This is a genomic window from Lentzea xerophila (genome assembly GCF_051094245.1).
GTDB classification, from domain to species: domain Bacteria; phylum Actinomycetota; class Actinomycetes; order Mycobacteriales; family Pseudonocardiaceae; genus Lentzea; species Lentzea xerophila.
On record NZ_CP194934.1, the window covers coordinates 3,838,509 to 3,855,507 of the forward strand.

Here is a 16,999-nt window from a genome sequence, read left to right on the forward strand (position 1 = left end):
GTGATCGTTCCCATGCCCACGAGCGCGCCCCGTCGCACGGGCTCGTTCGTCCTGACCGAAGACGTCACTGTCCGCGTGACCGGACAGGCGCGCACCGCGGCCGCGATGCTGCGCGAGCACATCTTCAGACAGACCGGCTACCTGCTGGCGGAATCGCCCGACGGCATGCTGATGGTGTCGCACGATCCCGCCATGCGCGGGCTCGGCCCGGAGGGCTACGCGCTGCTGGTCAGTAACGACGCGGTGATGCTCCGCGCGGGCACGCAGGCCGGTCTGCGGCACGGCGTGCAGACGTTCCGGCAGCTGATGACCCGCGACGCCACGGTCCGCGCGGCCGACGTGCGCGACTCCCCCGCGTTCGCCTGGCGCGGCGTCTCGAGCGCCCTGCTGCCGCCCACGGAGATGCGCAGGGCCATCGACAGGATGGCCGCCTACAAGCTCAACGTGCTGCACGTCTTCCCCGACGGCGACCCCGACCACCTGCGTGATCTCGTCGAGTACGGGCGTGACCACGGCATCACCGTCGTGCCCGAGCTCAGCCCGGCGACGATCGAGCTGCTGGAGCTGTTCCCGAGCCGCTGGGTGCACATCGGCGGCGCCAAGCTGACGACCAGGTTCGCCGGTCTGCTGGAACGCCACGGGCGGCTGCCGGTGCGGTGGCACGACGGCAGCACGGACGTCCTCGGCCCGCACGGCACGCTCGCCGAAGGGGACGACGGGCTGCGCGCCGTCGCGACCGCGGGCTGGGTGGGCGGCCTGCGCACGACCTCCGCCGTCGCCGCGGCCTGGTAGGACTGCCGGCGAACCCGCGCCGGTGCCCCCCATCAACGTTGTCGCGCGGCCTGGCAGTCCTTCACAGTCGTCGTGTGATCGCAGGTCACGCGACGACAGCGGTTCACATGTTTAACTTTCCTCCACCGGTTTCGCGCGACGCCATGGGCGCCCAGTCGCCGCGGAGGGTGCGCCGGATGCCGTACCACGCGCTTCCACAAGGCGTGGAAACCGGGCGAATCCCGGCATCTCCACCACGTCCGGGACCGGTCGCGGATTCCTGTCCGTTGGCTGTTGCTCCGCTTCGGCGACCTGTCCGGCAAGGTGATCACGTGCCATCGTGGTGCGGTGCGGGCCATGTCGAAGTTCCGGCCGGTCCACCACTTCCGGCTGTTGCTCGTGGAGGACGACCGGGAGCTGGTGGAGCTGCTCTCCGAAGCGTTGCGCGGCGAGGGCTACGCCGTGGACGTCGCGCTCGACGGGCAGCGCGGTCTGCACCTCGCGCTCACGCGCCCGTACGACGTGGTGGTGATCGACCGCGGGCTGCCGGTGCTCGACGGGCTGGACCTGTTGTCCCGGTTGCGTTCCCGGTCCGTGCGGACGCAGGCGCTGGTGCTCACCGCGATGAGCTCGGTGCACGACCGGATCGACGGCCTCGACGCCGGCGCGGACGACTACCTGACGAAGCCGTTCGACCTGGGTGAGCTGACCGCACGGCTGCGGGCGTTGTGCCGGCGGGGCGCGGAACTGGCCGCGGTGCTGCGGATCGGCGCCGGCCGGTTGGAGCTGGAGCAGCACCAGGTGGTGCTGCCCGACGGCGAGACGGTACCGCTGACCCCCAGGGAGTTCGCGCTGCTGCGCATCCTCGCCACGCATCCCGAGACGGTGCACACGCGGGCGGCGTTGCGGCGGACGGTGTTCTGCGACGCGCCCTCGCCGTCCATTGTGGACACCTATGTGCACTACCTGCGGTCCAAGGTCGGGCGCTCGGTCGTGCACACGGTTCAGGGGATTGGTTACCGGTTGGGGGCTCTGTGACGAGGTGGGCCGAGGCGGAGCGCACGGAGGTCCGGCAGGCGCGGCTGCGGGTCAGCGTCCTGGTGGGCCTGGCGATCACGCTGATGATCTCGTTCGTCGGGGCGATCGCGTACGTCGTCATGGTGCACGCGCAGGAAATGGAGGTGTCGCGCGAACTCCAGTACAACGCCCGGTACGGCGTACCGGACATGGCGCCGCGGTGCGCGTGGGTGTTCGTGCTGGAGGACGGCGTGGTGCACGAGGGCCCGCTGGAGGTGCCGGGCGGGTTTCCGCTGCGGGACGACATCGACGCCGTGCACGCGTCCGGCAAGGCCGTCGAACGTGACGTGACCGCGAACGGCACCGAGTACATGGTGCTCACGGCGCCGGGCACGGACGGCACCACCGTGCAGGCGGTGTTCGACCTGCGCTACCAGCTCTCCGACCGCACGCACCTGCTGCTGGCACTGGCGATCGCGCTCGTGGCGGGACTCCTCGTGGCGACGTTGATCGGCCTCGGCGTCAGCCGCCGCACGGTCGGGCCGCTCGCGGAGGCGCTGGCCAGACAACGGCGGTTCGTCACCGATGCGAGCCACGAGCTGCGAACCCCGATCGCGCGGGCGCACCTGCGCGCCCAGCTGCTCGCGGCCGCCGCCGACCTGTCCGACGACCAGCGGACCACCGCCGACGCGCTGGCCAGGTCGATCCGCGGTCTCGCCGACGTGGTCGACGACCTGCTGGCGTCCGCGCAGCTGAGCGAGCGCCCCCGCGCCACGCCCGTGGACCTGGCCGACGTCGCGGAGGCCGCCGTGGTCGGCGAGACCGAGCGCGCCACCGAACGCGGGATCACACTCACCCTGGACCACCCCGGCCACCCGCTCGTGGTCACCGGCATCGAGACGGCGCTGCGGCGGGCGGTCGACGAACTGCTGGCCAACGCCGTGCGCCACACGCCGGAGGGTGGCCGGATCTCCGTCCGTGTCGCGGCTGCGGGCGGGCAGGTGGAGCTGGTGGTGGCCGACAGCGGTGAGGGGTTCGACCCCGGCGAGGCGGAGCGGTTGTTCGACCGGTTCCACCACGGGCCGGGTGAGGGCCGGTCCGGGCTGGGGCTCGCGCTGGTGCGGGAGGTGGTGGCGGGCCACGGCGGAACCGTGGAGGCGGCCGGGCAGCCGGGGCGGGGTGCTCGGTTCACGCTGCGGATCCCCTTGGCGGGGCTGGACTCGCCCGCGGTGCGGGAGCAGGTCACCAGCGCCTGCTGACCACCACCTCCGCCGCCACCCGCACGTCGGCGTCCAGCGGCCGGTCCGGGCTGGGCTCGCGTTCGGCACGGGGCGCCCGGTACACGCTGCGAATCCCTTGCCGGGACGGACAGCAGGTCACCAGCGCCTGCTGACCACCACCTCCGCCGCCACCCGCACGTCGGCGTCCAGCGGCCGGTCCGGGTCCACCGGCTCGATCGCCTCGGCCAGCGCGTCCAGCAACGCGGCGCACCGGGGTGCGGTCGGCCTGCGACCACCCACGTGCACGGCCTGCCGCAGCCCTAGCGCGAGCGACCCGCACAGCAGCCGGAGCAGGTCCGCGAGGTCGTAGGCGCGTAGCGCGGCCTGCGTTCCGAACGGCACGACGTCCTGGTTGTGCAGGTTGGTCGGCAGGCTCTGGGTGCTGGCGGGCAGGACGCCGCGGCGGATCTCGGCGACGAACGCGGTCGCCGCGAGTTGCACGCCCTGCAGCCCGTGCTGCTGACCGGGGCCGGCGGCCAGCATCGGCGGCAGGCCGGTGTTGCGGGCCGGGTCGACCAGCAGGTCGAGCTGGCGTTCGGCCAGGTTTCCCAGTGACGCCGTCACCATGGCCAGGACGTCGGCGGCGAACGCGGCCGGCTGGCCGAAGAAGTTGCCGCCGTGTGCGACGAGGTCGTCGCCGGGGAAGAACAACGGGTTGTCGCTGACGCCACCGAGGTCCGCCGCCACCACGCCGTCGACGTAGCGCAGCGCGTCCTCGGCGGCGCCGAGCAGCTGCGGTGAGCAGCGGATGCTGTACGGCTCCTGCAACGCGCGCAGGCCGCTGGGGGTCGTGCCGTCCAGCATCGCGCGCATCCGCGACGCGACCGACACCGCGCCGACGTGGCCGAACGCGGAGATCAGGCGCGAGCCGGTGAAACCGGGGTCCGCGCCGAGGATGTCGACCAGCGCGCAGGTCAGGTCGGCCAGCGCCTCATGGGACGCGCGCACCGATGTCAGGGCAAGGGCGGTGGCCGCGGTCGTGACGGAGGTGCCGTTCACCAGGGCGAGCGCGTCACGGCCGTCCAGCCGCAACTCCGAGAGCCCCGCGGAAGCCAACGCCTTCGCGGCGGGCAGCCGCACGCCGTCCAGGTACGCGTGTCCACGGCCGCGCAACGCCTGTGCCGCGTAGGCGAGTGGGATGAGATCTCCGCTGGCGCCAACGGATCCGTAGCGCGGGATCGCCGGGACGAACGTGGTCGCGAACATCGCCGCGAGTCCGTCCACCACGTGCGCGGACACGCCGGACAGGCCCTGGGCCAGCGACCAGGTCCGCACCAGCAGGGCGGCGCGGACGACGTCCAGCGGGAGGTCGGGGCCCTGGCCCGCGCCGAGGTGTGCCAGGGTGTTGTCGCACTGGTCGGCGTCCGTGGCACGGCCCGCGAACCCCACCAGGGCCCCGAAACCGGTCTTGGCGCCGTACACCGGGCGTTCGTCGTCGGCGAGAACGGTGCGCAGGTAGGCGCGGCTCCGAGCGACGCGGTCCGCGACGTCGGGTCCGGCGAGTACCTCCAGCGGCGCCGAAGCGCGCTGCAGGTGCGCCGGGGTCAGGGGCGAACCGAGGTCCACGGACGTGTCTGATGCGGTCGTGGTCACTGCACGGACGGTAGGCAGCCGATCTCAGAAAGTTCTGAGATCGCGTGGGTAGCTTCCCTCGGCATGGCGTACGACTACCTGATCATCGGCGCGGGACCGGCCGGTTTGCAGCTCGCCGCACTGCTCGAGCGCGACGGTCGTGACTACGCCGTCCTCGAACGCGGCAGCGGGGCGGGCACGTTCTTCACCCGGTACCCGAGACACCGCAAGCTCATCTCCATCAACAAGGTGCACACCGGGTTCACCGACCCGGAGCAGCGGATGCGGATGGACTGGAACTCGCTGCTGCTCGACGACCCGGAGCTGCTGTTCACCCGCTACAGCCCCCGGTACTTCCCGGACGCCGACGACATCGTCCGCTACTTCCAGGACTGCGCGGCCGGCCTGAAGATCACCTACGACATCGACGTCACGCAGATCTCCCGCGACGACGCCGGGTTCGTCGTGCGGGACCACAGTGGACAGACGTGGCGGACACGCGACCTCGTGATGGCCACCGGTGTCTCCCAGCTCCACGTGCCACCGATCCCCGGCATCGAGCACGCCGAGCGCTACGACACCTTCGACACCGACCCCGAGTCGTTCACCGGCCAGCGGGTGCTCGTGATCGGCAAGGGCAACTCGGGCTTCGAGACGGCCGACGCCCTGGTCGAGCACGCGGCCGTCATCCACCTCGCCGGGCCGCACTCGGTCAAGCTCGCGTGGCAGACCCACTACGTCGGGCACCTGCGGGCGGTGAACAACAACTTCCTCGACACCTACCAGCTCAAGAGCGAGAACGCGGTCCTCGACGGCTCGATCGAACGCATCGAGCAAAGGCCAGAAGGCGGGTTCCGGATCCAGTTCCGGTACGCCCGCACGGTCGAGAAGCTCCGCGAACTGGAGTACGACCGGATCATCGCGTGCACCGGCTTCCGGTTCGACGCCTCGGTCTTCGCGGACGACTGCCGGCCGGTGCTGATCATCTCCGACCGGTTCCCGCAGCTCACCCCGGCGTTCGAGTCGACGACCATCCCCGGCCTGTACTTCGCGGGCACGATCACCCAGTCCCGCGACTTCAAGAAGTCCACCAGCGGGTTCATCCACGGCTTCCGCTACGGCGCCCGCGCCCTGCACCGCGTGCTCAGCGCCCGCAACCACGAGACACCGTGGCACGGCAGGGATCTGGAGCTCTCACCGGAGGCGATCAGCGACGCGGTCATCGCCAGGGTGAACACGTCCTCGTGTCTGTGGCAGCAGTTCGCGGTCATGGGCGACGTGGTGACAGTCAGTGGGGAGATCGCACGGTACTCCGAGGAAGTGCCGGTCGCCTACGTCGCGGACGGCGGGCTCGGACCGGCCGAGCACCGGTTCGTCGCGACGCTGGAGTACGGGCCGGACCACGACACCGTCGACCCGTTCGACATCTCCGTCCCGCGCGTCGCGGGGAACGACGCCGTCAACGCGGCCGGCGCGAGCTACCTGCACCCGGTGGTGCGCTACTACCGCCACGGCGTGCTCGCCGCGACCCACCACCTGGCCGAGAACCTGGAGAACAACTGGGACCTGCCGGAGGTGCACCAGCAGCCGCTGGGCGTGTTCGTGAAGGAATGCCTTGCCGGCGCGTGACACCGTGCCGTTCCCGCGCGCGGTGCTCGACGTGCTCGGGGCCGCCGCGGACCGGCCGGTGTTCGAGCACGGCACCCGCACGGTGACCGGAGCGGAACTGCTGGACCTGGTCGCGCGGATCGCGACCGGGTTGCGCGCCAGGGGACTCGTAGTGCTTTGTTAGGTGTTGCTGACCTGGGGTGTTGTTGTGGGTGTTGGGGTCTGGACGGGTTGTCGGCAGGTGTGGCAGACGCCTGTCCAGACCGCGAGTAAGGCCTGGAGTTCGCGCAGGACCGCGTAGAGCGTCAGGCCTGCGCAGGGGCTTTTGGGGTGCGGCGGAGCTGGGTGCAGATGGCTTGGGCGACGGCGGCGAGGGTGACGTGGCGGTGCCAGCCGAGCCAGGAGCGGCCTTCGAAGTGGTCCAGGCCGAGGCCGTCTTTGAGTTCGCGGTAGTCGTGCTCGATGCGCCAGCGGATCTTGGCCAGCCGCACCAGGTCCCGCAGCCGGATGTCGGCGGGCAGGGTGGAGAGCCAGTAGTCGGTGGGCTCGGGTGCGCCGGGCGGCCATTCGGCCAGCAGCCAGCACTCGGGCAGGCTCCCGTCGGCGGCGCGGGGGATGTTGCGGTTGGCCGGCCGGACTCGCAGCGTGAGGAACCGTGACCGCATGCTCGCGGTCGGATTGCCCGGTGACTTCTTGGTTCCGTGGCGCCAGACCACGAACCTGCCGGCCGATCGGCCCGCGTTCATGACCAGAGTCTTCAGGTCGACAGGTTTGTCCTGGTAGCGCGGCCCCGGCGGGCGGCCGTTGCCGGCCCAGGCCGCGGTCGTCGGCATCGCCTCGGCGGGGTGGGCGGTCGCGGCCGGGCTGACGGCCAGCACGTAGGTCAGGCCGCGTTCGGTCAGGCCGAGCCGGAACTCGGTGGCATCGCCGTAACCGGCGTCGGCCACCACCGGCCGCTGCGGCAGGCCCCAGTCGCCGGTGACCTCGTCGAGCATGTCCAGCGCGAGGCGCCACTTCTCCCGATGCCGCACCTCGTCCGGGATCACACTGCGGGCCCGGCGCGTCCGGATCTCGGCGGCCGTTGTGTCATCGGCGGTTTTCTCGTCGTCCCACGATTCCGGCAGGAACAACCGCCAGTCGATCGCGGCCGAGGCCCAGTCGGTGACCGCGTGCACGCTCACCCCGATCTGACAGTTCCCGGTCTTGCCCAGCGCGCCGCAATACATGCGTGCCACACCGGGGGAATCCTTGCCGTCCTTGGGAAAACCGGTGTCGTCGATGACCAGCGCGTCCGGGTCGACGAACTTGCCGGCCCAGGCCGCCAGGCGTCGCCGCACCTCGACGTGATCCCACGTCGAGGTGCTCACGAACTGCTGCAACTGCTGATGATCGACCCCGAGCCGCTCCGCCATCGGCTGCATCGACTTGCGCCTGCCGTCCAGCATCAACCCGCGCAGATACAGCTCACCCTTCGCCCGCTGGTCACGCCGCGCGAACCCGCCGAACATCGCCGCGGCGAAGTCCTCGATCACCGGCCGAACCCGAGCCATCTCCTCCGGAGTCACCCGGCAAGAAGATCACACACGACAGCCACCCGAACATCCCACCTAACAAAGCACTACTCGGGCCCGGTGACGGGATCGCGTTGCTGCTCGGCGTGCACCCGGAGGCCTTCGCGACGATCCTGGCGGCGCACACCGTGGGCGCACGGGTCGTGGGCGTGCGGCCGGGGCTGACCGACGCCCAGGTGGAGCACCTGCTCAGCCTCGACATCACACTGGTGGTCCGGGACGAGGACGTCCCCGGTCTGCTCGACGCGCCCGCGGAACCGTTGCACTGCAACGGAAAACCCGACGACATCGCCCGGCTGATCCATACCAGCGGGAGCACCGGTGTGCCCAAGGCGTGCGCGCAGACCTACGCCTCGATGACGAACTACTGGAACGCGCGGCCCGCCGCCTGGCCTCCCGTGATCCGGGAGCTCGCGCCCCGCCTCGGCCGGTACCTGGTGTTCGGGTCGCTGTCGAGCCAGGTGATGTTCGAGTACGCGGTGCTGACCCTCACCGCGGGCGGCACCGTGGTCGTCGCCGGCGACCCGGCTGACGCGATCACCCGTCAGCGCGCCACGGCACGGGTGATCACCGTGCCGGGCCTGGCGAAGCTCGTCGCCGCCCAGCGCCACTCCCCCGCCGACCTGTCGACGTTGCGGGCGCTGGTCGTCTCCGGCTCTCCCCTGACCGCCCGAACGCCACCGCGAGGCCCTGGAGGTGCTGGGACCGGTCGTCTTCCACGGCTACGGGCAGACCGAGACCGGCATGATCTCGATGGCCATGCCGTCCGACCCTCCCGGCACCGTGGGGACACCCGCGGTGGAGGTGGAGATCCGCGCCGGTGAGCTGTTCGTCCGCTCTCCCGGCCAGGCGAGCTCCTACTGGGCGAACCCGGAGGAGTCCGCCGAGGTGTTCGTCGACGGCTGGGTCCGCACCCGCGACCTCGGCCGGTTCGACGCCTCCGGCCACCTGCGCCTGACCGGCCGGGCGAGGGACGTCGTCATCGTCAACGCGAACCTGCACCACGCCGGCCCGATCGAGCAGGTGCTCGCCGAGCACCCGGACATCGCCGAGGCCTACGTCGTGGCGGTGCCGGACGACGAGACGGGCGAGGCCGTGCACGCCTTCGTCGTCCCCCGTCGCGACCGCGTTCCCGAACTCGGCGAGCTGCGTGAGCTCGTGACCGGACGGCTGGGCGCGGCCTGCGCTCCCGTTCGCGTCACCGCCATCGCCGAACCCCCTGTCGCGCCCAGCGGCAAGCCCGACAAACGCCAGTTGACCGCGTGAGGAGAGAAGTCGTGTCCAGCGAGGTAACGACCGAGTGTCTCGTGATCGGCGCCGGTCCGGCGGGGCTGCAGGCGTCCTACCTGCTCAAGCAGGCCGGACGGGACCACCTGGTGCTGGAGTCCGGTGCGGCGGCGGGAACGTTCTTCACCCGCTTCCCCCGGCACCGGCAGCTGATCTCCATCAACAAGATCCACACCGGCTGGGACGACCCGGAGCTGAACCTGCGCGTCGACTGGAACTCGTTGCTGTCGGACGATCCCGACCTGCTGTTCACCGCCTACACCCCGCGCTACTTCCCGCACGCCGACGACATGGTCCGCTACCTCGGCGACTTCGCGGTCAAGAACGACCTGCCGATCCGCTACGGCACCGAGGTCGTCGCGGTCACCAGGCCGGACGACTTCGTGGTGCGCGACCATCACGGCGGCACCTACCGGGCGAAGCGGATCATCGCCGCGACGGGCGTCTCCCGGCAGTACGTGCCGGACATCGAGGGCGTCGAGCACGCCGAGCACTACTACGACGTCTCGGTGGACCCGCAGGAGTTCACGGGCAGGAAGGTGCTGATCATCGGGCGCGGCAACTCGGCGTTCGAGACCGCCGACGCCCTCGTCGAGACCGCGTCGGTCATCCACGTCGCCGGGCCCGGTTCACTGAAGCTGGCCTGGCAGACGCACTTCGTCGGCCACCTGCGGGCGGTGAACAACAACTTCCTCGACACCTACCAGCTCAAGTCGCAGAACGCCGTGCTGGACGGCCACATCGCGGGCATCCGGCGAGACGGCGACGACTACCTGGTGAAGGTCAGCTTCCAGCGGGTCAACGAAGTGATCAAGGAGATCCGCTACGACCGGGTCATCCTCGCGACCGGGTTCCGGTTCGACGCCTCGATCTTCGCGCCGGAGTGCCGCCCGCGGCTCACGATCAACTCCCGCTTCCCCGGCCAGACCGCCGCCTGGGAGTCGGTGAACGTGCCCGACCTGTTCTTCGCCGGCACGATCACGCAGGCCAGGGACTTCAAGAAGTCGACCAGCGGGTTCATCCACGGCTTCCGCTACGGCGTGCGCGCGCTGCACCGGATCGTCGAACAGCGCTACCACGGCGTGGACTGGCCCAGCCGCGACGTGGCGCCCGAGGCCGTCACCGAGGCGATCATCGAGCGCGTCAACCGGACCTCCGCGCTGTGGCAGCTGTTCGAGTTCATGGCTGACGCGGTGCTGACCGGTCCGGACGGAGCCGTGCGGTACGTCGAGGAGGTGCCGGTCGCGCACCTGCACGAAGCCGTGGCACGGGGCGAGTTCGGCGAGGTGGAGTCGTACCTGACCGTCACGCTGGAGTACGGCGCGGACCACGACCGGATCAACCCGTTCGACATCACCGCCGGCCGGAACTCCCAGGACGAGGCCACCGGGCTCGACGGCCGCTACCTGCACCCGGTCGTCCGGCGGTTCCGCGGCGGTGAGCTCGTCGACGAGCACCACCTCACCGAGAACCTCGAGAACGAGTGGGACAGCGAACAGGTCCACCAGGCGCCGCTGCGGGAGTACCTGCGGTGAACCCCGTGCTCGCGGAACTGCACGACAAGGCACGCGCGGTGCTCGACCCCGTCCACTACGACTTCTTCGCGGGCGGGGTCGGGGACGAGGTCGTGCTCGCCGAGAACGAGGCCGCGTTCCGGCGCCTCGCCCTGCTGCCGAGGGTGTTGCGGGGGAACGAGACCCAGGCCGGGTTCCCGGTGCTGATCTCGCCGACCGCGTTCCACCGGCTCGCGCATCCCGACGGTGAACTGGCCACCGCACGGGCCGCGGCGGGGACCGTTCTCGTGGCGAGCATGGCCTCGACGGTGCCGATCGCCGACATCGTGGCGGCCGCGACCGGGCCCGTGTGGTTCCAGCTGTACGTGCAGCCCGACATGGACGTCACGGAAGCCCTGGTGCGGCGGGCGGAACGGGCGGGGTGCGGCGCGCTGGTCGTGACGGCCGACTCCCCGGTCTTCGGCCGGCACCGCCGGGACCTCGCGCACGGTTTCCACGACCTGCCCGCCGGGCTGGCCGCGGAGAACATGCGGGACCTGGCCGGTGTCCCAGGTCCGCGGAGCATCGAGATGTCCGCGGCGGTGTCGTGGGAGCACGTCGACCGGCTGCGGGAGATGACCTCGCTTCCGTTGTGGGTCAAGGGAATCCTGCATCCGCAGGACGCCGTGCTCGCGGTGGGGCACGGGGTGGCGGGCATCGTCGTGTCCAACCACGGCGGCCGTCAGCTCGACCTGGTCCCGGCCGCCCTCGACGCGCTGCCCGCGGTCGTCGACGCGGTGGCCGGACGGGTTCCGGTCGCGCTCGACGGAGGTGTCCGCGGTGGCGGCGACATCGCACTGGCGCTGGCCCTCGGCGCGTCGGCGGCCGGGATCGGCAGACCGGTGCTGTGGGGACTGGCGGCCGACGGCGAGCAGGGCGTCCGGCGAGTGCTCGACGTGCTGCGCGACGAGTTCGACCACGTTCTGACCCTGTGCGGCGGAGAGCTGACCCGCGACATGGTCGTGCGGAGGCACGCCGGATGCTGAGCTGGTTGCCCGCACGGGTGGTCGCGCTGCGCGCCAAGGTGTTCGAGAAGGTCAACGGCGACAACGCGATCACGTTCCCGAACTCCCAGGTCGGCCCGGACCGGTTCCAGGAGCTCTACGGCCACCCCGCCGCGAACGGCCGCAGCCGGGGCGCCGGACTGTCGGACCTGTTCTGGTACTGGCTCTCCCCCGGTCCCGAGGTGCACCAGGAACACCTGGAGGCAGGCCCGCGCTACGACGACGTGGCCCGCGCGACCCGCGCCTTCCTCGCGGGACCGGGCGACGCACTGGCCGCCGCCGCGACGAGGTGCACGGCCAAGGTGCTGGACGAGGTGGTCACCGGTCGCGTCACCGCCGTGCGGCTGCGCGACCTGATGATGCCGGTGTGGGCCGAGTACTTCTACGAGCTGGTGTTCGGCGAACCGTGCCCGCGCGCCGCACGTGACCTGATCATCGGGCACGCCGACGACGTCGTGACCTCCTTGAAGTGCACCGGCCTGCGCCATCCCCGGCGCCGGGCCCGCCTCACCCGCTACCTCGGCCAACGCCTGCAGGACGTCCGGCACCCACTTCCCGTGACACTGTCGAAAGCCGAACAGGTCCACTACCTCCAGGGCACCTACTTCAACACCGCCGTCGTGCAGATGTCCGAGGCGATGGCGCACGTGCTGCTCGCGTTGGCCCAGCACCCCGAAGCAGCGCAACGGGTGGACGACGACAGGTACTTCGCCCATGTGCTCGACGAGACATTCAGGCTCTACCCGCTGTTCGGCATCGCCCACCGCATCACCACCGCGGACATCGTGCTGGACGAGCGCACGTCGTTCCCGGCGGGTTCGGTGCTGTGCTTCAACTACCCGGCCTACCACGCCACCGGCTACCAGGATCCACACGTGTTCGACCCGTCTCGCTGGGAGAACACCGCCGCGCGCAACGCCCACCACATCCCGTTCGGCATCGCCGCCAACCGCCCCTGCCCGGCATGGCGGCTCTCCCCCATCGCGATGCGCGCCGCCACTCGCGAAGTGCTGCGCCGCGTCACGCTGCACTCGTCGGTCACGCACAGCCGGTCGTTGCCCAGCCGAGGCCCGTGCCTGCTCGTCCGCGACGGCTCCCCGCCACGGTTCCGGCTGACTCTGATGCGCGTGCGGGACCGCTGGGAGGACGTCTGGCGCAGCGTCGTCCAACTGGTGCTCGGCACGGTCATGGTGCTGCACGCCCACCGGCTCCGGTTGGCGGGCCGCTACTTCGACACGCACGACACGCAGGGCTGCCCAGTCCGCCACTGACCACAGGAGATCACCCGTGCACCAGATCCACTTCGCGTTGCAGGTCTTCGCCGCGCTGGCGGTCGTGCTGGTCGCGACCACGGTGTGCGGGCGGCTGGCCATGCTGGTCAGACAACCGAGGGTGGTCGGCGAGATGGTCGCCGGCGTCCTGCTCGGCCCCGCGCTGCTCGGCGCCGTGGCACCCGGCATGCAGGCCCAGCTCTTCCCCGAGGACGTCAAAAGCACCCTGTACGTGCTGAGCACGATCGGGCTGACGTTCTACATGTTCCTCGTCGGGTCCTCTTTGGACCACGGCCTGACCACAGGCGCGAACGCCCGCAAGGCATCCGTGCTCGCCGTGTCCGGCATCGTGCCCACCTTCCTGCTCGGCGCGGGCGCGGCGGTGATCTTCTACGACACGCTGAGCCCCGCGGGGTCGAGCCTGTGGGTGTTCATGCTGTTCGTCGGCGGCGCCCTGTCGATCACCGCGTTCCCGATGCTCGCGCGGATCCTGCAGGAACGCGGCATCGCGAACACCCCGATCGGCGGCCTCACCCTGGTCGCCGCCGCCATCGACGACGCGGTGGCGTGGGCGTTCCTCGCACTGATCATCGCGGTCGGCGCGTCCGGCAGCCCGTCCGGTGCGCTGCGCACCATCCTGGGCGCGGCGATCTTCGCGGCGCTGATGCTCACGCTGGGCCGCAAGTGGCTGGCCAAGCTCGGCGAGCGGGCCGAGCGCGACGGCAAGCTCAGCCGCGACATGGTGGCGGTGATCCTGCTGATCGTCCTGGTCGCGGGCTGGTTCACCGACTTCATCGGCGTGTTCTCCGTCTTCGGCGGGTTCGTCACCGGCCTCGCGATGCCCAAGTCCGCGGTGGTGCGCCACGAGTTGGAGACCAAGCTGTCCGACCTGAACTCGATCCTGCTGCTGCCGGTGTTCTTCGCGTTCAGCGGCCTCAACACCCAGGTGTCCGGGTTCGGCGCGGGCGGCGCGCTGTGGTTCCCGCTCGCGGTGATCATGCTGGCCGCGTTCGCCGGGAAGTACCTCGGCTGCGGCCTGGTCGTGCGCGCCCAGGGCTACTCGTGGCGTTACGCGAGCGCGGTCGGCGGCCTGATGAACGCCCGCGGGCTGATGATCCTGATCTTCATCAACATCGGGCTCGCCTACAACCTGGTGACACCCGAGATGTTCGCGATCCTCGTCGCGGTCGCGATCATCACCACGGCGGCGGCCATGCCGATCTACCGCGCGTCCCTGCCCGACCGCCTGGAGGCGGAGGCCGACGTCAGGGCTCCTTCACCCGTGCGCTGAGCCGGTCGACGCCCCGCGGCGGTGGACTCTTTTCAGTTTACACTGAAGCTATAGAGTTTACCGGCCCCGTCTGGATCAGCCGACGTCGACCGTGAGCGCCGCCCTGTGCACCTTGCCGCCGTGCGCGAACTCCAGGAACAGCCGGTACTCGCCGCGGTCGGCGAACACGGCCTGGAAGCTCAGCTCTCCGTTGGTGAGCGGGATGCCCGCGAGTTCGAGCGGGTGCAGGTGCGTGGCGGACAGCAGCATGGTGTGGAAGCCGGTCATGTGCCCGTTGGCGCCGAGATGCGGTTCCAGCGAGCTCACCGGTGCGCCGTCCGGGCCGCGGATCGACAGCCGCAGCACCTGCGGGTTCATCGCCTTGGGCTGGGCCGGTTCGTCGACGCGGGTCACGGTATAGCCGTCGGCGGTCGTCGCCGACGGGGCGGGGGCGGGTACCGGGACCACGGTCGTGTCGCCGGGCACGCTGAACGGCACGCCGAGCACGACCGGGTGGCGCGGGTCCTTCGTGTCCAGCGGCACGAACTCCGCGAACATCCGGTAGGCGCCGCCGTCGGGCAGCGCGAGCGTGGTGTGCCAAGTGTCGCCGTGCAGGACCGGGTGCAGGTGCTCGAACACGTTCATGTCCTCGCGGACGGCGAAGAAGTGCATCTGCTTGGTCTGGTTGTCCAGGAACCGGGTGACGGGCCGGCCGGCGGCGTCGAGGATCCGGAACGCCACCGGCACGGCGGCGCCGCGGCTCTCGGGCATGGTGACGCGTTCGAACCGGTAGCCACTCTCCACATCGGACAGTCCGTCGCTGTGCGCGGCGGGGGTCAGCTCGACCCGCTGCCGGTGTGTCGAATGTCCCGACGACGGCTGCGCCAGCACGAACACGCCCGCCGCCACCAGCACCAGGGCCAGCGCGGCGAAGACCCAGTCCGTGAACCGCAACTTGCGCATGATCGCTCCTAGGGCGTGTCCCGTAAGTCCGTTCGATGAGAGTCACGGGCGAGACTTACGGGACACGCCCGAGCGGTGCGGGCGGGCGACCGGCGCCCGCCGCACCAGTGGTGGGTCAGAACTGCAGGCTCCACGCGTCGATGTAGCCGGTGTCGGCGCGGTAGGTGTCCTGGACTTTGAGCTGCCAGGTGCCGTTCGCGACCTCCGCCGATGCGTTCACCGTGTAGGTGGTGATCACGTTGTCGCCCGAGTCCGAGCCGGTGTTCTTGAGCCGGTAGGAGGTGCCGTCCGGCGCGACCAGGTCGATCGACAGGTCACCGCGGTAGGAGTGCTTGATGTCGACGCTCACCGCGAGCGTCGCCGAGGCGTTGCCGGACAGGCCCGACACCGTGATCGGGGACGTCACCGCGGCGCCCGCGTCCGGAATGGACACGTCGGTCGTGTTCTCGAACTTGCCGCCGGGCGGTGGCTCGACGGCGCCGAGGTTGGGCTTGACCACGACCAGGCCCTGCTCGATGCCGTTGACCAGGACGATGCCGCTGGCGAAGTACGGGTAGTTGCTCCACGCCCCGTTGAACCTCGCCTCGTTCGCCGCCGGGTAGATGTCGAAGAACCCGGCCTCCGTCAGCTGCGCCGAGGCGACGCCGCTGACGTCGAGGATGCGCAGACCGGCCTGGTAGTTGGCCTGGTAGGAGTACTTGCCCTTGATGTACTGGTTGTGGTCGATCGCGGTGGCGGGCGAGTGGTAGACGCCGGTGTGCACCGGGTTCGCGAGGCTCGCCAGGTCCCAGATGTAGGTCTTGGTGCGCTTGTCGGTGCCACGCGACTCGTCCAGCTCGTCGTCGAGCAGGAAGTAGCGCTGGTCCTCGGTCAGCCAGCCCTGGTGCGAGTACTGCGCGCCGGAGTAGGCCTTGCGGACGATCTGGACCGGGTTGGCCTTGTCGGTCACGTCGACGATGGTCAGCGTGTCCTCGTTGGAGTTGAAGCAGATCTCCCGGCCGCGGTAGGAGGCGTCCGGTCCGCGGTAGACCACGCACTGGTTGTCGTGCGTGTAGCCGTCCTGCGCGACGCAGCCCGCGTTCTTCGGCGACTTCGGCGTGCGGATGTCGACCATGTGCGGGCCGCCGCTGCACGTGTTGGAGCCGATCGCGTACGCGTAGCCGGTCTCCTCGTTGATGGCGATGTTGTGCGCCGGGCCGAACTCCCGGTAGAGGGCGTCGGCGGTGAACGTCTGCGGCGTCGTGACCGTCCGCAGGCGGGTCAGGTCGAACACCTGCATCCCGTGGCCGGTGATGAAGTCGGCGACGATGAACGCGTGGTCCTTGTAGACCTTCATGTCGCGCCACGAGCTGCTGCCGCCGTTGGACGGCAGGTTGCCCAGGAACTTCGGTGCCGTGGGCGTGCTGACGTCGACGAACGCGGTGCCGTTGGTGCGGCCGACGATCGCGTACTCCTTGCCGGAGGACGGGTCGGTCCAGCCCCAGATGTCGTTGCCGTTGCCACCGCCCATCGCGGACAGGGGCAGCACGCTGAGCAGGTCGACGTTCTTGCAGGGGTAGATGTCGGCCTTGCCGTCGACACAGGGCACGCCGGCGGCGGTTCCGGTGACGGCGTGGCGGTCGGCGGGCAGGTGGTCGGCCAGGAAGGTTCTGGCGGCGGCCTGCCCCTCCGCGGTGTTGGGATCGTGTGCGGACGCACCGGTCATCGAGAGGGCGACCACCGAGGCCGTCAGGACGGCCAGCGCCCCCGTGCGCAGGGATTTCATGAAATTGGGCTCCTCACACCGGAAAGCAGGGGGTTTCCGGTCAACCCACCGACCGTAGAAGGACCGG

Annotated in this window: 15 protein-coding genes; 11 read left to right on the forward strand and 4 right to left on the reverse strand. The window is 70.5% G+C overall.

Annotated features, from left to right (window positions below; genetic code table 11):
- The 3 genes from ACRSBM_RS18345 to ACRSBM_RS18355 all read left to right on the forward strand — a co-directional run bounded on the left by ACRSBM_RS18345 (position 1) and on the right by ACRSBM_RS18355 (position 3,047).
- Positions 1–792 (forward strand): glycoside hydrolase family 20 zincin-like fold domain-containing protein, encoded by a 792-nt coding sequence (locus tag ACRSBM_RS18345; protein WP_434444745.1) that lies wholly within the window; start codon positions 1–3, stop codon positions 790–792.
- A gap of 336 nt (positions 793–1,128) precedes the next feature.
- The gene (locus ACRSBM_RS18350) at positions 1,129–1,809 is read left to right on the forward strand and encodes a response regulator transcription factor (RefSeq protein WP_434444747.1); all 681 of its coding nucleotides are present in this window, start codon (positions 1,129–1,131) and stop codon (positions 1,807–1,809) included.
- Positions 1,806–3,047 (forward strand): sensor histidine kinase, encoded by a 1,242-nt coding sequence (locus ACRSBM_RS18355; RefSeq protein WP_434444748.1) that lies wholly within the window; start codon positions 1,806–1,808, stop codon positions 3,045–3,047. Before ACRSBM_RS18350 ends, ACRSBM_RS18355 begins: the two co-directional genes overlap by 4 nt.
- 117 nt (positions 3,048–3,164) lie before the next feature.
- Here ACRSBM_RS18355 and ACRSBM_RS18360 read toward each other — a convergent pair whose 3' ends face one another.
- A complete protein-coding gene (locus tag ACRSBM_RS18360; protein WP_434444749.1) occupies positions 3,165–4,661 on the reverse strand; it encodes an aromatic amino acid ammonia-lyase in 1,497 nt (498 codons plus the stop codon).
- A gap of 63 nt (positions 4,662–4,724) precedes the next feature.
- Here ACRSBM_RS18360 and ACRSBM_RS18365 point away from each other — a divergent pair, with 63 nt between their 5' ends.
- Positions 4,725–6,269: an NAD(P)-binding domain-containing protein gene (locus tag ACRSBM_RS18365; RefSeq protein ID WP_434444750.1), complete on the forward strand. Its 1,545-nt coding sequence runs from the start codon at positions 4,725–4,727 to the stop codon at positions 6,267–6,269.
- The gene (locus ACRSBM_RS18370; RefSeq protein ID WP_434444752.1) at positions 6,256–6,432 is read left to right on the forward strand and encodes a hypothetical protein; all 177 of its coding nucleotides are present in this window, start codon (positions 6,256–6,258) and stop codon (positions 6,430–6,432) included. The genes ACRSBM_RS18365 and ACRSBM_RS18370 overlap by 14 nt, the downstream gene beginning before the upstream one ends.
- Before the next feature lie 121 nt (positions 6,433–6,553).
- On the opposite strand, the gene ACRSBM_RS18375 is transcribed toward ACRSBM_RS18370, so the two are convergent.
- Entirely contained in the window at positions 6,554–7,813 is a 1,260-nt protein-coding gene (locus tag ACRSBM_RS18375) for an IS701 family transposase (RefSeq protein ID WP_434444034.1), read from the reverse strand.
- Positions 7,814–7,893: 80 nt separating this feature from the next.
- On the opposite strand from ACRSBM_RS18375, the gene ACRSBM_RS18380 reads away from it, so the two are divergent.
- From ACRSBM_RS18380 to ACRSBM_RS18405, 6 genes are read left to right on the forward strand one after another with little or no spacing between them, the layout of a single operon-like run.
- The gene (locus ACRSBM_RS18380; RefSeq protein WP_434444753.1) at positions 7,894–8,643 is read left to right on the forward strand and encodes an AMP-binding protein; all 750 of its coding nucleotides are present in this window, start codon (positions 7,894–7,896) and stop codon (positions 8,641–8,643) included.
- Positions 8,618–9,085 (forward strand): class I adenylate-forming enzyme family protein, encoded by a 468-nt coding sequence (locus tag ACRSBM_RS18385; protein WP_434444754.1) that lies wholly within the window; start codon positions 8,618–8,620, stop codon positions 9,083–9,085. Before ACRSBM_RS18380 ends, ACRSBM_RS18385 begins: the two co-directional genes overlap by 26 nt.
- 11 nt (positions 9,086–9,096) lie before the next feature.
- A complete protein-coding gene (locus tag ACRSBM_RS18390) occupies positions 9,097–10,641 on the forward strand; it encodes an NAD(P)-binding domain-containing protein (protein ID WP_434444756.1) in 1,545 nt (514 codons plus the stop codon).
- Positions 10,638–11,645, forward strand: a complete 1,008-nt coding sequence (locus ACRSBM_RS18395; RefSeq protein ID WP_434444757.1) for an alpha-hydroxy acid oxidase — start codon at positions 10,638–10,640, stop codon at positions 11,643–11,645. Before ACRSBM_RS18390 ends, ACRSBM_RS18395 begins: the two co-directional genes overlap by 4 nt.
- Positions 11,639–12,934 carry a cytochrome P450 gene (locus ACRSBM_RS18400; RefSeq protein WP_434444758.1) on the forward strand — a complete coding sequence of 432 codons (1,296 nt, stop codon included), beginning with the start codon at positions 11,639–11,641 and terminating at the stop codon, positions 12,932–12,934. The genes ACRSBM_RS18395 and ACRSBM_RS18400 overlap by 7 nt, the downstream gene beginning before the upstream one ends.
- A 16-nt stretch (positions 12,935–12,950) precedes the next feature.
- Positions 12,951–14,225, forward strand: a complete 1,275-nt coding sequence (locus ACRSBM_RS18405) for a cation:proton antiporter domain-containing protein (protein WP_434444759.1) — start codon at positions 12,951–12,953, stop codon at positions 14,223–14,225.
- Between the two features lie 75 nt (positions 14,226–14,300).
- Here ACRSBM_RS18405 and ACRSBM_RS18410 read toward each other — a convergent pair whose 3' ends face one another.
- Both ACRSBM_RS18410 and ACRSBM_RS18415 read right to left on the reverse strand, forming a co-directional pair.
- Complete coding sequence (locus ACRSBM_RS18410; protein ID WP_434444760.1) at positions 14,301–15,167, reverse strand: hypothetical protein; 867 nt, start codon at positions 15,165–15,167, stop codon at positions 14,301–14,303.
- Positions 15,168–15,282: 115 nt separating this feature from the next.
- Entirely contained in the window at positions 15,283–16,932 is a 1,650-nt protein-coding gene (locus tag ACRSBM_RS18415) for a choice-of-anchor B family protein (protein ID WP_434444761.1), read from the reverse strand.
- Between the last annotated feature and the right edge of the window lie 67 nt (positions 16,933–16,999).

Bases quoted from the DNA above. Each gene is read 5' to 3' on its own strand.
- ACRSBM_RS18410 (WP_434444760.1), bottom strand. From the start codon at position 15,167: ATGCGCAAGTTGCGGTTCACGGACTGGGTCTTCGCCGCGCTGGCCCTG.
- ACRSBM_RS18350 (WP_434444747.1), top strand. From the start codon at position 1,129: ATGTCGAAGTTCCGGCCGGTCCACCACTTCCGGCTGTTGCTCGTGGAG.
- ACRSBM_RS18400 (WP_434444758.1), top strand. From the start codon at position 11,639: ATGCTGAGCTGGTTGCCCGCACGGGTGGTCGCGCTGCGCGCCAAGGTG.
- ACRSBM_RS18365 (WP_434444750.1), top strand. From the start codon at position 4,725: ATGGCGTACGACTACCTGATCATCGGCGCGGGACCGGCCGGTTTGCAG.
- ACRSBM_RS18415 (WP_434444761.1), bottom strand. From the start codon at position 16,932: ATGAAATCCCTGCGCACGGGGGCGCTGGCCGTCCTGACGGCCTCGGTG.